This window comes from Methanobacterium sp., assembly GCF_038562635.1.
GTDB lineage: Archaea > Methanobacteriota > Methanobacteria > Methanobacteriales > Methanobacteriaceae > Methanobacterium_D.
Genome location: NZ_JBCFBO010000001.1, coordinates 2,085,789 through 2,100,615, shown reverse-complemented (window position 1 = coordinate 2,100,615; position 14,827 = coordinate 2,085,789). Strand labels below are relative to the sequence as shown.

Annotated in this window: 17 protein-coding genes and 1 pseudogene; all 18 read right to left on the bottom strand. The window is 34.8% G+C overall.

Translation table 11 applies throughout. The features are described 5' to 3' along the window. Nucleotides 1–10: 10 nt before the first annotated feature. Nucleotides 11–508: an N-acetyltransferase family protein gene (locus tag AAGU07_RS10070; RefSeq protein WP_342458961.1), complete on the bottom strand. Its 498-nt coding sequence runs from the start codon at nucleotides 506–508 to the stop codon at nucleotides 11–13. A 50-nt stretch (nucleotides 509–558) separates the two neighbouring features. Next, the gene (locus AAGU07_RS10065; protein ID WP_342458960.1) at nucleotides 559–819 is read right to left on the bottom strand and encodes a hypothetical protein; all 261 of its coding nucleotides are present in this window, start codon (nucleotides 817–819) and stop codon (nucleotides 559–561) included. A 318-nt stretch (nucleotides 820–1,137) separates the two neighbouring features. Next, the gene (locus tag AAGU07_RS10060; RefSeq protein WP_342458959.1) at nucleotides 1,138–1,773 is read right to left on the bottom strand and encodes a DUF2284 domain-containing protein; all 636 of its coding nucleotides are present in this window, start codon (nucleotides 1,771–1,773) and stop codon (nucleotides 1,138–1,140) included. A gap of 86 nt (nucleotides 1,774–1,859) precedes the next feature. Beyond that, nucleotides 1,860–2,018: a hypothetical protein gene (locus AAGU07_RS10055; protein ID WP_342458958.1), complete on the bottom strand. Its 159-nt coding sequence runs from the start codon at nucleotides 2,016–2,018 to the stop codon at nucleotides 1,860–1,862. Continuing rightward, nucleotides 2,015–2,206, bottom strand: coding sequence for a hypothetical protein (locus AAGU07_RS10050; protein ID WP_342458957.1), 192 nt, complete (start codon nucleotides 2,204–2,206; stop codon nucleotides 2,015–2,017). Before AAGU07_RS10050 ends, AAGU07_RS10055 begins: the two co-directional genes overlap by 4 nt. A gap of 38 nt (nucleotides 2,207–2,244) precedes the next feature. Beyond that, nucleotides 2,245–3,447, bottom strand: coding sequence for a VWA domain-containing protein (locus AAGU07_RS10045; protein WP_342458956.1), 1,203 nt, complete (start codon nucleotides 3,445–3,447; stop codon nucleotides 2,245–2,247). A gap of 25 nt (nucleotides 3,448–3,472) precedes the next feature. After that, nucleotides 3,473–4,324: a MoxR family ATPase gene (locus tag AAGU07_RS10040; protein WP_342458955.1), complete on the bottom strand. Its 852-nt coding sequence runs from the start codon at nucleotides 4,322–4,324 to the stop codon at nucleotides 3,473–3,475. A 127-nt stretch (nucleotides 4,325–4,451) separates the two neighbouring features. Next, nucleotides 4,452–5,087, bottom strand: coding sequence for a DUF2284 domain-containing protein (locus AAGU07_RS10035; protein ID WP_342458954.1), 636 nt, complete (start codon nucleotides 5,085–5,087; stop codon nucleotides 4,452–4,454). A gap of 103 nt (nucleotides 5,088–5,190) precedes the next feature. Further along, the gene (locus tag AAGU07_RS10030; protein ID WP_342458953.1) at nucleotides 5,191–5,862 is read right to left on the bottom strand and encodes a DUF2284 domain-containing protein; all 672 of its coding nucleotides are present in this window, start codon (nucleotides 5,860–5,862) and stop codon (nucleotides 5,191–5,193) included. A 22-nt stretch (nucleotides 5,863–5,884) separates the two neighbouring features. After that, nucleotides 5,885–6,649, bottom strand: a complete 765-nt coding sequence (locus tag AAGU07_RS10025) for an alpha/beta hydrolase (RefSeq protein ID WP_342458952.1) — start codon at nucleotides 6,647–6,649, stop codon at nucleotides 5,885–5,887. A gap of 18 nt (nucleotides 6,650–6,667) precedes the next feature. After that, nucleotides 6,668–7,414 (bottom strand): alpha/beta hydrolase, encoded by a 747-nt coding sequence (locus AAGU07_RS10020; RefSeq protein ID WP_342458951.1) that lies wholly within the window; start codon nucleotides 7,412–7,414, stop codon nucleotides 6,668–6,670. 34 nt (nucleotides 7,415–7,448) lie between these two features. Then, entirely contained in the window at nucleotides 7,449–8,915 is a 1,467-nt protein-coding gene (locus AAGU07_RS10015; RefSeq protein ID WP_342458950.1) for a condensation domain-containing protein, read from the bottom strand. 5 nt (nucleotides 8,916–8,920) lie between these two features. Beyond that, nucleotides 8,921–9,655: an alpha/beta hydrolase gene (locus AAGU07_RS10010; RefSeq protein WP_342458949.1), complete on the bottom strand. Its 735-nt coding sequence runs from the start codon at nucleotides 9,653–9,655 to the stop codon at nucleotides 8,921–8,923. Between the two features lie 38 nt (nucleotides 9,656–9,693). Then, entirely contained in the window at nucleotides 9,694–11,172 is a 1,479-nt protein-coding gene (locus AAGU07_RS10005; protein WP_342458948.1) for a condensation domain-containing protein, read from the bottom strand. A gap of 20 nt (nucleotides 11,173–11,192) precedes the next feature. Next, a pseudogene (locus AAGU07_RS10000) lies at nucleotides 11,193–12,506 on the bottom strand (tetrahydromethanopterin S-methyltransferase subunit A). A 348-nt stretch (nucleotides 12,507–12,854) separates the two neighbouring features. After that, nucleotides 12,855–13,532 (bottom strand): TetR/AcrR family transcriptional regulator, encoded by a 678-nt coding sequence (locus tag AAGU07_RS09995; RefSeq protein ID WP_342458947.1) that lies wholly within the window; start codon nucleotides 13,530–13,532, stop codon nucleotides 12,855–12,857. Nucleotides 13,533–13,667: 135 nt separating this feature from the next. Next, nucleotides 13,668–14,309, bottom strand: a complete 642-nt coding sequence (locus AAGU07_RS09990; RefSeq protein WP_342458946.1) for a helix-turn-helix domain-containing protein — start codon at nucleotides 14,307–14,309, stop codon at nucleotides 13,668–13,670. Nucleotides 14,310–14,674: 365 nt separating this feature from the next. Continuing rightward, nucleotides 14,675–14,815, bottom strand: coding sequence for a hypothetical protein (locus AAGU07_RS09985; protein ID WP_342458945.1), 141 nt, complete (start codon nucleotides 14,813–14,815; stop codon nucleotides 14,675–14,677). Nucleotides 14,816–14,827 lie beyond the last annotated feature (12 nt).

The window sequence follows — 14,827 nt, the reverse complement described above, 5'->3', positions numbered from 1 at the left end:
AATTATCAAACTATGTTATACCTACTTTATTACTGCGCCTCTCCATCAAAACAACATCACGCCAGATATCATCCATTTTTCCTATCTTTTCACGGATGCCTACTATTTTAAATCCACATTTCTTATGCAGATTTATACTTGCCTTGTTTTCTGGAAATATTCCCGCTTGTAAAGTCCAAATACCGTTATTCTCAGATAATTCTATTAATTCTTTAAGAAGAGCTAAACCTACACCAGTTCTTTTACATTCTTTACCTACATAGATGCTGACTTCAGTTACTCCAGAATAAATATTTCTGCTTGAAGTTGGTGATACCGCTGCCCAACCTAAAATTTTATTTCCCCTGCGCGCGACGATATTACAGCATAGCAAATGCTTTGAAATCCAGGATTCCCATGAAGGTACATCTGTTTCAAAGGTAGCATTTCCAGTTTTAATACCTTCATCATATATTTTTGAAACCTGTTCCCAGTCTTCATGTTTCATTTTTTCGATTTGAAATTCCATAGAATACACTTAATCCTTCACTAATTAAATTACAAGTAATTTGTGACTATTTATTTAAGTTTTCTTGAAATCCCAGCATAATATTTAATAAACCGTTCTGCTTCCGCCTCACGGCATTCATCAGTTTCGCATTTTTTATTTACAATAATTACCACTTCATCTGCAACAGGCACGTGTGTTAATACTAAGTTTTCATCATATTTCTTTAAATGCTTTTCTAGTATTTTATATGTCTTTCCTGAGATTTCAGTATCTTTAAAAATTAATTGGTAAGTGGTAGGTCCTTCTTCTTGAGCTAAATATTTTATCATCATATCACCTGCAGTTATCTAATAATTTTAACTGTAAACATTTGAAAAATAAACTTAAAAAGATTTAAATCGCTGCATATTCCCCTAATCAAATTAAAATTTTTAAAATATTGAATTAAACATTATTCTTTGCTTGATTTAATAAATAGAAACATAATAAACATCTTATTATAAAAACCATTTTTACACTTATTTCAAGATTTACATCGTTTTTAAGCTTTAAAATTCACTAAATATTGAGTATAATTTGATTTTTACATTTATAAAAGTTTGGTTAAAGTACCATAACCAAAAAAATAATGGAAGTAATTAGCAAGTTCAGTCTATTAATAGTATAGTCATAAGTTCAGGATGCCCTGAAAACGGGAATTGAATTTCCATACCTGCATCTTTAGCTGTTTTTTTCATATTGATACCCACTGCGTGTTCAGGTATTCTGACTCTGCTTGGATGAGTGCATATTCCCTCTTTTGTGTTGCATGTATTGCATAATCTGCATGGACCATTTGTAAATGCAAGTGCAAATGTGTAACCACTGTTAAATGCTGCTTTTTCAAGTTCAAGCATGATCCCATGTATTTCTTTACTGTATACTGCATGGTCATTCCAAAATGCATCAGCTTTCTCTTTCATATCTTTGGGAGTATCTGGATCAAGCAAGCTTCTATACATTGAACATTTTAAATTATCATCAGCTTTTGCTGGGGATTTAAACTTTATAAGCAGTGCATAACTGTATTCACTTAAAATTTTCCTGAATTCATCTACCGATGGGACATATGGAGGGCAGGTCAATTTTTGTCCATAACTAATGCACCCTATCCTGCATTTAAGCGTCACTCTATTTTCTACACAAACGTTGTCTATAGTTATAACTTTTGTATCAATAGCGCCCATTTTTAGAGCCATTTTTTCCAGAAAATCAAATTTTTCTATTTCTTCATCAAATGACATCAATATCTCCTAACTAAAATTAAATATTAGTAATTTACTACTTTCCAATTTATTTCATTCCCTTTTAAGAAAATTTAGTTAATTATTTACTGGCTCTTTTCTATTTCATCTAAACAATTTAAAAGATTATTTCGAACAATAGTATATGCTGATGCTCCTCCAAACTTCACACCTATAGCTGCTGCTTCTATAACTTCTTCCCTTGTAGCCCCTGCAGAAATAGCATTATTTACAGAAATAATCATGCAATGCACACATTAGTAGCTATTGCTGCTGTAACGCTCATTAACCATTTATACTTTATATTCAAAGATCCTTCTTTATAATAATGATTTGCCATGTCCATAAAACCATTATAAAGATCAGGTGCTTCTTTTTCCAGACGTTTTTCATTAATTTCTTTATTTTCCAAAATGCTTTTTAATGAATTCATTGTTTCACCATAAATTTAAAATTAGAAGATTAATATAATTAAATCTCACTTATTAAATTAGCAAGCTGTTCTAAGTCACTGACCTCAAAAACTTCAGCCCCTGCCTTTTCATAATAGGAAACACGACTGTCTGCTACATTCCATTTATTTTTAGGTTCAGGGTTTAATATTAAAACTCTTTTAGCAAGTCTAGACATTTGTTCGATAAGATCTGCACTTAACGGCCTATTATTATCTTTTGGCCCTGCCCAATCCCTGCAGTCGCTTAAAATCATGACGTATGATTTACTATTTAAATTCGCCTGATCAAGGAAACCTTCAAATGCAGTATACATATTGGATTTACCCTGAATCATTGCATTTTCATGCCTGATTTTTAAAACTTTAACAAATGCATCGACTACGTTGAGTTCGTAGAGGGCAGAAGTTACCTCTGCAGTTTTGTTATCAAATTCAAATGCCCTTGCTCGGGTAAATGAATTTTGAGCCGCATAAACCATGCAAAAAAACCAGATACTGATCCAATCGCATGAAACGCTCACATCATTTAGAAAATAATGATTCTGTTTCTTTAATTTAGGTTTACTTTTTACAAGTTCAAGGAGAGTTCCACCATGCTTTAAATTCTTCCGGATAGTCCTTCTAATATCTGGTTTTTGCTTCTTAGATTGCTTATATCTTCGTGCTCTTTTTGTAGCAATTTTTCTACCAAGTTTCTGGCACAAATCTATCAGTTCAGGCTGAAGGGAATTTAAAGTCATTATGTTACTTTTAAGTAAACCAGATTTGTCATTTATAGAACCATCGTCACTGCTGCCCCCAAGGGTATTTTCGATATATTCTATCTTTATTTTGTCCATTATAGAATCATTTATATGATTCATTCTGTGATCCCAAGCTTGATACATACTATTTAAACCAGGAACCGAATTGGTACCTGCTGGCGAAGAGGTAGTACTCACCGAAGGTTTTATCATGCGATTTGCACTCTTAGATTGTTTTTTTGTAGACTGATCCTCTGTATTTTCTCCCTTTCCTTCAAAAAAAGAACCATACACTTCATTAAATTTTTTTCTCTGCCGCTGGTCTTTAAGATAAATACATGCTAAAGCTTCCTTTAAATCCCCATCATTTTCTTTAATTAAAGGAACTGCTTGACAGGCTATTTCTGTACTTCTAATACTTGCAGGGATCCCGCTTTCCCTGAGTTTTCCTGAAAATTTAGCTATTTCTTTTAACATATTACCAACAGACGAGTAAAGTAATTTAATCCAATTTAAACGATTCTAGCACTTTATTCTTATCATCTTCATTCTTTATGACAACATTAATAGTTTTTTTAAACGAATCATCGTCTAAATCATCTTTACCAAATACAAGTAAACTATTAATCCAGTCTACAGTTGCCCTAATTGATGGAGCTTTAATTAGATTAAGTTTCCTCACTTTCTGCATAGCCCTTACAACGCTTTTGATTAAACCTAAAGAAGCATTAGGGACATGTGACTTAACTATTTCCACTTCTCTTTCAAATGTGGGGTAATCAATATATAAGTATAAACAGCGGTCCTTTGTCTCGTCAAGTAGTTGTCTCTGGGAATTTGAAGTCATTATAACAAGTAAGTCATTTTTAAGGTCAAAAGTTCCCAGATCATTAACAGTTATTTGCTTTTCTCCAAGTGCTTGAAGCAGGAAACTTTCTACTTCTTCATCTGCTTTATCGATTTCATCTATAAGTATAACTGAAGACTTTTCATTCATAAAAGCAGATAAAAGCGGCCTTTTTATGAAGAACTCTTCACTAAATACATCTCCTTCTGTTTCTATTTTCTTGGACATTTCCAGATGTAAAAGCTGTTTTTGATAGTTCCATTCCCCAACGATCTGTTCAAAAGTTATGCCTTCATAACACTGTACTCTGAAAAAATCCCTTTCAAACGCTCTTGAAATCGCTTTAGAAAGTTCAGTTTTACCAGTGCCTGGTGGTCCTTCAATTAATATAGGTTTTTTAAGTGATAGCGCTAAAAACACCACAGTAACTATATTATCATCAGGAATGTAGTTATTTTGAGCTAAAACGTTTTCTATATAATTTGTATCTAACTTAATTTCCTGCATAATAATCACACATTTTTCATTATTTTATTTGCATTTAAACTTATATTCATCTTATTAAAGTTCAATCAATATCTTCTAAAATTGTTTCAATGAAGTTATAAATATTTCAACTTAAGTTTTTTTATTATCAATCTATTAGTAGTAACGCCATTCCAGTTGAATCACTTGAGTCAAAATTTAATTCCATTACAGCATTTTCTGCTGTTTTTAGTAGATTTATGCCCATAGCTTCAGCAGAAAAACGCGCTATCACCGGGTTACGACACATACCAGTTTCTACATCACATTTTTCACAGAGCATACATCTCCCAGCAAAAAATAGGGTAGCAAAGGTATATCCCATACTAAAAGCTGCTTTTTCAAGTTCCAGCAGGTCCATTAAAGCATTTTTATAATGAACTGCGAAATCTGACCATAATCTCGCCGATATTTTATTTACATCATCATACCGATCCTGCAGTCTATCTAGCTCTTCCAGATTATTTAGATTATATTTTGATTTTAGTTCATTGGATATTTTAGGCTGTTTAAGCTTAATAAGCATGGCAAAACTGTAATCATTTAGTATCTTCCTAAACTCGTTTATACTGGGTGTGTATGGTGGGCATCTCAAACCTTTGCCGTAGTGAGGACAACCAACTATACATTTCAAGCGTACCCTATCTTCAACTACAATATCATCTGCAGGAATAACCTTTACTTCAGGGTACCCCATTTCCAAAGCCGCTTCTTCTAAAGTTTTGTAACTGTCAATTTTCTGCATAATATCCTCTCCAATCCAAATCATCTAAACATGGAAATCTAAACGGTTTACATCTTAATTATCATCTTTTAATTCAGCTTTCATCCGGCTGCACACTTGAAGCTTAATCTATAAATAAAATGACTAGTCCCCCCAGTTCATCTTCTTTAATCGGAAATTTAAATCCCATTCCAGCATTTGCTGCTGTTTTAACGATGTTAATACCTGCAACTTCTGCTGAAAAACGTGATATCTCCGGATTTAAGCATATGCCCTTTTTCACATTGCATGTTTCACAAAGATAACAAGCTCCATAAAAGAATGTTGTGGCAAGGGTATATCCCTGTTTGAATGCAGCTTTTTCAAGCTCCAGCGTGGACATTAAAGCATTTTTATAGGGTCCAGAGAAATCAGAACGCATCATCGCAGTTTTATTCATATCCTGATTTCTTACAGCATTTATTGATTGAGTTTCTAATTCCTGTATTAATGAAACTTTATCATTTTCTATGTCCTTTAGACCATATTTCACTATTATCTCATCTGATATCTCGGGGGGCTTAAATTTAATGACCATAGCAAAACAGTATTCATTTAGCATTTTTCTGAATTCACCTATGCTCGGCGCATATGGCGGGCATTTCAAATTTTTTCCGCATTGAAAACAGCTGACCATGCACTGAAGGCGTAATCTATCCTCAATTACCACTTTATCCATGGAAATAACTTTTGCATCAGCAAATCCCCTCTCTGTAGCTGCTTTTTCTAAAAATTTATAATTTTCAATTTTTTCCATCTAGTACATCCCATCGTAGTTTTCACACAATCTTAATATTCTGTTTTAAAACTGTTTTTGTTCCAACTTCTTTCAGGAACTCTAATGAATATTTAATGAGTAATTCTGGTTTCAATGCTGCAAAATAATGCCCTTCATCAACAAGAATAAGTTTTACATCCCTAATTCCCAGTTTAAGTTCTTCAGTTAATGCCATAGGCACCAGATGATCCTTTGTACCATTTATTACAAGTGTAGACGCGTTAATTTGATCCAAATAGACCTTGCCATCGAAATCAGCCATAGCTTTCAATTGTCTGAGAAATGATTCAGGATTGGGAGGATACTTCTGTATAAATACTATCCCTGTTTTTTGAAGCAGTTTTTCCCTTAAATCGGTGTTTTCCAAAGATACTTCTAAAATAGACTTAAATGTATCAGGGAAACCTACAGCTGCCACATTTAAGATTAAACTTTTAGCCCTTTCAGGGTATTTTGCGGCTATTACAAGCGCGATGCGTGCACCCATAGACATTCCAAGAAAATGAGCACTCTTTATACCAATTTCATCCATAAGACCAATTGTATCTTCAGCCATCATTTCAATGGAATAAGGCTCGTCTGGCATATCTGTCCTACCAACACCGCGATTATCCAAAGCTATGACCTGATAATTTTTAGCAAATGCATCTAAAACATTGTACATGGAACTAATTTCAATACCTGCTTCTTGAAGAATTACCAGTGGCTCTCCCTCGCCGCATACCTTGTAATACATGTTTATATCATTTACTTTTACAGTTGGCATAATATTCCCCCATATAATTTATGAAACATCCCGAGTAGCGCTTTTATTACCTAATTCCTCAAGAAATTCAAGAACTGGTTCAATTAGTAGATCCGGCTTTGTCCGTATAAATAAATGGTCTTCCTCGACTAGAACTAATTTTGAATCTGATATACCCTCAAAAAGTTCTTCAGCGAATTTTACTGGCGTAGAATCGTCTTTTGTACTGTTTACTAGGAGAGTAGGTACATTGATTTTATCTAATAATTCTCGCCCATCAAAATTCTTAAGAGCCTCAAACTGTCGGATAAATGATTCAACAGTTGGAGGATACCCTCCCATTATTTCTAAAAATCCCGGTTGAGTCATTGCAGTATACAGCCGTTCATATGAATGCGCTGCTTGAGGATCATCGCAGGTGGATCTCGCGGCAGCAACATTCAATATCAAACTTTTAACCCGTCCAGGATATTTTGCAGCCATTACAAGCGCGATACGTGACCCCATAGAAATCCCCAGAACGTGAGCATTTTCAATATTAAGTTTATCTAGAAGACCAACAGCGTCTTTGGCCATCATTTCAAAAGAATATTGTTCATCCGGTTTATCTGTCCTACCTGTGCCCCTGTTGTCAAAGAAGATTAATTTATAATCTTCATCCAGATTATCCATGTAATCAACAAAAGTAGAGATCTCTCCACCCATTCCCCAAATTATCAATAAAGGTTCTCCATTGCCGTGTACCTCATAATACATATTTATACCATTCACTTTTACATTTGGCATGTTTTAAAACCCCTATTAAATTTATACCATATCATTATACAATTGCATTTTCATTTGCCTTATCCAGAAAACCAAGATACTTTAAAGCCCTGTTACGAATTTGAATCATTTCATCTGCCATCCTCAGGTTTCTACCCTTCGGCTCAGGATAAGTCATGGAAAAGACCATCCTGCCACCGATACTGATCCCTCCCAAAATTAAGGGAACAATATCACTTATTGCAGGGAGAAATACCATGCGGTCAATTTGAAGGTCGCCGTAAGTTTCAGGTATATCAAGCCGTCCTAAATTTGAAGGAATTATGCCAGGATTCATGTGCTCCGATTTGTCTGCAACTTCAAAGGCTATATTCTTCGTGTCCTGTGAAAATTGTTTAAGATTCTCTGTTTTTGTATATGCCTCTGGAACAACTTTTTTTAAAGGCACAAAACAGGAAAATGCATCCATGAGTGTGGGGTGCAAGTCCGGAGCTTTAAGGCCAGAAGAGTCCAATTTTTTAACTCTTTCGTGGATTTCGTTATGTAAAACTACTACGTTCTCCCAAAATGACTTCTTTGATTCGTAATTATATGAGAATCGAGGTGATCCTACGCAAAAACAAAATACATCCCCAATAGGAGTAACTGCATGTCTACGAAGGTCAAATGGAACTGATATCTGCTTTTGGTTACTTGTAAAAGGGCCTAAAACATCTTCATATGCTGCTATGAATGCTGCTGTTACCGCAGATCCAATTGAAACACCATTCTTTTTACACTGCTTTGAAAGTATTTTTGTTTCAGCTGAATCAAGTTCAAGGAGAACAGCCCCATACTGATTCTTTTCCCAGTATGCAGTTTGAAGTTCAACATAGTCCTCGTGTGTAAAATAATAGGGATGCTTTTTCCATTTCCTGTTTACCTGATACATGATTAGTCTTGCTAAAACTGATGATAATGAAAAGCCCCCTTTATCTGGAAGAAATTCATCATTATAAGGGGGAAATAATGTTTTGATTTCATGTTCAAGATTCATGTAGCAGTTAAGCAAGTCACGGACCAGATACACAAGCGCCATTCCATCACAAATACTGTGATTACATATTACTACAAGATCAGACACGTCCTCAGAATGCACTAATATAAATTTGACTAACGGACCAACCTCCAGATCAAATGGTGTTTGAACCTCTTTTTGCAGTTCTCTGAACCACTGCATATCTGAAACCCTAGTAACAACCTTAACTTTATGTTGTGGGACATTATCAGTTGAAAACCACGCATTATAATCATCGTCAAACACTATCTTTGCACCAATAAGCGGATGCATCTGTTTAACCATATTCAGTGCACTGCGAAGCCTTTCCTGCGAAACATTTCCTTTGATCCTTGTAACCATGGATACATTGCAGTTAGGGTGCCATAAAAAGACCCTTTCAAGATTAGAGATTTTACGAGTGTATTTTGAGATATTTGTAACATCTGATCCGTTATCCAGGTTATCTAATTTTGCTTTTGACATGAAGTTTACTCCCCTACAGATTTAGCATCAACTTCTTTCAGGAATTCAAGAACAGGAGCAACCACTAGTTCTGGATTTGTACCCAAAACCAGATGGTCACCATTAACTAGGATCAATTTAGAATCTTTTATTCCTGATTCGAGCTCTTCACCATTTTTAATCGGATTAGAAACATCATTTTTACCATTTATTATAATTGTAGGCGCTCTAATCTTATTTAATTGTTTTAAACAATCAAATTCAAGTATTGCATCGAATTGTCGGATAAATGAATCAACAGTCGGTGGATACTTACCCAAATTATCCAGAAATCCGGGTTGTTTTACCATAGCACGCAGTTGCTCAAACATAACTGCAACTTGAGGATCATAATGGGGCGATTTAGGGTAAGTAACATGTAACATCAAACCATTTACCCGCTCAGGATATTTTATGGCAATTGTTTGGGCAATACAACCCCCCATAGATACGCCCATAATATGAGCACGTTTTATTCCAAGTTTATTCATAAGGCCAACTGTATCATCAGCCATTAACTCAATAGAATATGGCTCCTCTGGTTTATCAGTTCTACCAACTCCACGGTTATCAAACATGATAACCTTATATTTCTTGTATATTTCATGTGCAGTGCCCCACATGCTTATATCCATACCCAAACCTGCAATTAATACTAACGGTTCACCTTCGCCATGAATTTCATAATACATATCTATATCATTTACTTTTACAATTGACATGATTTAATCCCCTTATTCATCATTTTATTCATACATAATTAGCCAATAGCTTTTTTGCTTGCTTTATCTGGAAAACCCAGATATTCCAGAGCCCTATTACGAATCTGAATCATTTCACCAGTCATGTTATTTCCCCTATCCCTTGGCTCAGGATAGCTAAGAGAGAATACCATTTTATCACCAATACTAACCCCTCCAAGATTTAGAGGGACAGAATCACTTATTACAGGGAAAAATATCATTTCATCAATTTGAAGGTCGCCATAGGTTTCAGGTATGTCAAGTGGCCCTAAATTTGAAGGAATTGTGCCTGGAACCATGCTTCTGGACCTTTTTGCAAAGGAGAAAGTAATATTATTTTCATCCTGGAAATACCTCTTCAAATTCTCTGTTTTAGTATATGCTTCAGGAACAACTTCTTTAAGAAGTGCAAACGAAGACAATGCATCCATAAATGTAGGATGAGAATCTGGAGTTTCCATGGTGTGAGAGTCTAATTTTGCAACTTTTTTATGGATTTCTTTATGTAAAACTGCTGCATTCTCCCAGAACGGTTTTTTTGCATTGTAAGTATATGAAAACCGAGGCGCCCCAATACAAAGACCAAAAACATCATCGACTGAGGTAGTCGCGTGTCTCCGCATGTCAAAGGGGACCCATAACTGCTTCTGGTTTTTAACGAATTGGCCGGCAATATCTTCATGGGCTACTATAAACGCTGCTATTACTGCAGAACCAATTGAAACACCTTTATTTCTACACTGTTTTAAAAGAGATTTCGTTTCAGAAGGCTCAAGTTCAAGAAGAACTGTATTGAAGACATATTTTTCCCAATATGCTTCCTGTACAGCGACCGCATCCTCATGGTCAAAATAATAAGGATTTTTCTCCCACTTTCTGTTTGCATTGCCCATAACAAGTTTCATCATGACCGACTGCAGCGAAAACCCTCCTTTTGGAAGGAAATCCTTAATATCTACCGGCTCGATTACTTTAATTTCTTGTTCTGGATTTGTATAAATGTCAAGCAGATCACGAATTAAATATACAAGTGACATTCCATCGCAGATACTGTGATTGCATATAACTACTAGATCTGATACTGTTTCAGAATGTATTAATACAAACCGGATCATAGGGCCCGTTTCTGGATTAAAAGGTATTCTAATTTCACGCTGGAGCTCTTCGAGCCATTGTGTATCAGAAGTCATTTTTACGGTTTTAAAGAATGGTTTAAGGACATTATCAGTTGAAAACCATGCGTTATAATCATCATCAAACACGATCTTTGCACCAGCAAGTGGATGCATCTGCAAAACTATATTCAATGCACTGCGCAGTTTTTCTTCTGAAATATTCCCCTTGATCCTTGTTACCATTGATACATCGCTGTAAGGACTCCATAAATACATTCGTTCTAGATTTGAGAGTTTACGTATATATTCAAAAGTATCTATAGCATAATTGTGCCCATTCACGTTCACGCCCTTGTTTTTACCGTTACCTATTGTTGGCATGATATTTCCTCATTTAAATCTTAATTAGCTTCCAAAAATTCCAAAAACGCAACCGCAGGTTTAATTAATAAATCCATTTTTGTCATGGGAAATAAATGATCTTCATCTACAAGAACCACTTTTGCATGAGGTATTCCTTCTGCTAGTTCTTCAGTAGATTCCATCGGGATAAACTGGTCTTTTGTAGCATTAATGATAAGAGTAGGTGCTTTAATTTGGCCAAGTAAATTTCTGCCGTCGAATTCCATGTTGGCCTCAAGCTGTCTTGATAAAGACCATTTAGTTGGAGGATATTTTTGCATAAATAGAGGATGCATTTGATTATTTTCCTCTTCTTCCACTTTTCGCGGCTTTAAAAAAGGCGCCATTGCGTTTTTCAATGTGTCAGAGAACCGAGGAGTAGCTAAATATAATATCATGCTCTTTACTCGCTCAGGGTGTTTTGCACCGATTACCTGCAGTATACATGCTCCCATAGAACCGCCCATAAAATGGGCTCTTTTTATTCCAAGTTTATTCATGAGCCCAATTGTGTCTTCAGCCATCATTTCAATAGAATAATCGTCGTCAGGTTTGTCGGTCCTTCCAGTGCCACGATTATCAAATGTGATTACCCTGTATTTTTTAGCAAGTTCTGCTGTAAACAAGCCTGCAGAAGAGATTTCTGTTCCAAGACCCTGTATAAAAATTAACGGTTTACCTTCGCCTTGAATCTCATAATACATGTTTATATCTTTTATTTTTACTGTTGGCATAAAATTTCTCCGCTATTCAGCACATTCAACTACCTGTGCATCTTCAATTATTACATTTGAGTCTTTACGTTTTCCGAGTAATGGAATAACTGAACTTTCTTCTTCATATGCCCCCGCATCGTTAACCAAACAGCCCTCAATTTTTGAATGAATGGTTGCAGGATCCTCCACATCTACCAGGTTAACTATTTCCAGCTGATCTCTAAATCTCTGGATCCCTTCTTCAGTCATATTATCAAGGATTGGTATGGCTCCCTGTGATCCAACTACTTTCATATCTTTATCTACACCATTTTCATGTAGAGCTTGGATAGTTTGGCCAGTGACATGTCCCTGAACTTCAGTACCGCAAACCACAAGGAACCTTATGTTAGGATTGGAAACAGTATTTGCAATGACCTTTTCAATACCTAAATTTTCAGTGTGCAAAGGTCCGGATATAGCAGCTCCTGCTGCAACAGGCATATCTTCCAGGTGTGATCCTAGAGTGACTACTGCTACAGCACTTTCAGGATCACCAGTTATATATTCACCAGACATTACAGGCCAGTTTTCTGCTGGCGCTTTTTTATTTGACATACAATTTAACCTCCTTTAGATGGAAAATACTAATTCCATCGGCTGTTTCTAAACTTTTTTTACCTTGGAGATCTCAGTGGCTTTCCACCTGTCATTTTATAACAGGTTGTTATTTTTTAACACAGTGTTATTTTATAACATAGTGTTAGTGTAATATAAATGTTTTGGGTAAACCTTGCATGAAAAAGTAAAAAGAATCTAAATTTAAATGGGAAGAAACGTTAAATAAACCATTTTAAACTGTAAAAACCATAAAAAAGCAAATATATTTTTAAAAACATAAATAACAACTAAAAAAACTAAAATTTAAAACAATAACTAATTTTAGATTCAACGACATTCTTAACATTAATTCATAAGTAATCTGCTTACAAAGTGCATTAAAAGCGCTTCAAATTGGTATTCAGTTATTTCTCTATCTTTAAGTTCTTCTTCTAAAGATGGGGGAAGCTTTATAATACTCTCTATTGTAGATAAAATCAAACTCGTTGCATAAAAAGAATCTATATCCTGACGGATCCCCTCTCTTTTTAACCCTTCTATATCCGAAAGAATGCTTCCTTTTCTTATTCCATCTTTAATATTTATATGTATAAAATCAAAAATGTCCCTTTGCAATTTAAGTATCTCATTTACATCTTGGTATGCGCGGCCCCTTAAACCGGTTAAATTAAACCTTCCTGATTGGAAAAAAGTATAGACTTGAAGATATTGAGGATATGCCTGGAAAAATGTGTAATATGACCTTCCTATCGTATTTATCTTTTGACGGTCAATAGCTTTCCTCACATTATCTTTGATCATCGCATTTAACATTCTAACTCCCCTTAAAACAACTGCAAAGCACAATGCTTCTTTATTTTCGAAGTAAAGATAAATTGTGGCCCTGTTCAATTCAACCACACCAGCAATATCGTTCATAGAAACGTTATCATAGCCTTTCTCAAAAAACAGCTTTTCAGCGGCGTCGATAATAGACTGCCTCCTATATTCTTTTTCCCGTTTTTTCCTATCTGAAATTGCCATTGTCTCACCCAGGCCAAATAAATTAAAATAGAGCTTATTATGTAACATTTAGTCATTTTAATATAAAAATTTAGTTAATGAATGAATAGGCTAAATCGGTTTAATTTCTTATGAATGCGACCATCTTCTGCATATTCAATCAATTAAAGAACGATTTGTGATTGCAGGATCCAAAAAACGCTGCAAATCTCCCCAAAATTTATCTTGATGTATTCCTCTGCCTTCCAATATCAATTTAAAGCTCATATCAATGTTTAAAGCCCCCATACTCATAACATTAATATAAATAGACATTTCTACAGGATCCACGTCCTTTCGAATGGTTCCATCATTCATCCCCTGAAGTATCGCTTCAACCATGATTCTCCATATTCCAGTTGTCAGATCTACAAGTTCTTTTGCATCTTTATTATCACTCATCTGGAACCTTTCTGTCCTCGCATAACGATAAATACGGAAATAATCTGGATAATCTTTAGAAAATTCAAAAAGACTTTGAATCATTAATTTTATTTTGTTATAACCATCAACATCAAGATTAGAACATTTTACATACAGTTCATGCAATATTCTGACTCCACGAAGATCAACAGCAAAAAACAGCGCTTCCTTATTCTTGAAGTAGTAGTAAAGCAGTGCTTTATTAACCTCAGCCTCATCTGCTATTTCATCCATTGTAACATTATCGTAACCCCTCTCAAAGAAGAGCTTTTCTGCAGCATCTATGAGTCCATTGCGCCTCTGTTCTCTTTCTCGTTGTTTTCTGGAAATAGCCATATGATTCTCCTCTAAATTTTATCTAACTTCAAGCTCATTATTTTACTAGTTTAAAATTAGTCCAATGAGATAATAAAGTTTCTGTCTTACAAATTTAATGCTGAGCTTAGAATGTCATTATATGATGGATAAACATTAATTACAACACATATATCACCATATGTTAAAGTTAGAACTATAATGTAAATTTTTAAAATTTTTTTCTATTTGATGATCTGTGTCATATTAATTTTAAACAAAAGTTTTATATAATGTTAACTACAAGTTAAAATTTAACTTATAGTTAAAAATTAACTATTGGTTAAAGAATCATTAAAAAATTGTAGCTAAACCTTAAAATCTGTCGAAATTGTTAATTTCGATGTTTACGAAATTACATTTTCGATGTTTGCAAATCTTCGATTTGCAACCGCAAAAACCATTGGTTTTTTGCATGCCGCAAACACTATGTGTTTGGCGGCTATGATTTTTTGGTCTGCAAATTTTACCGGACCGTCGAAAATCAAAGATTTTCGGGT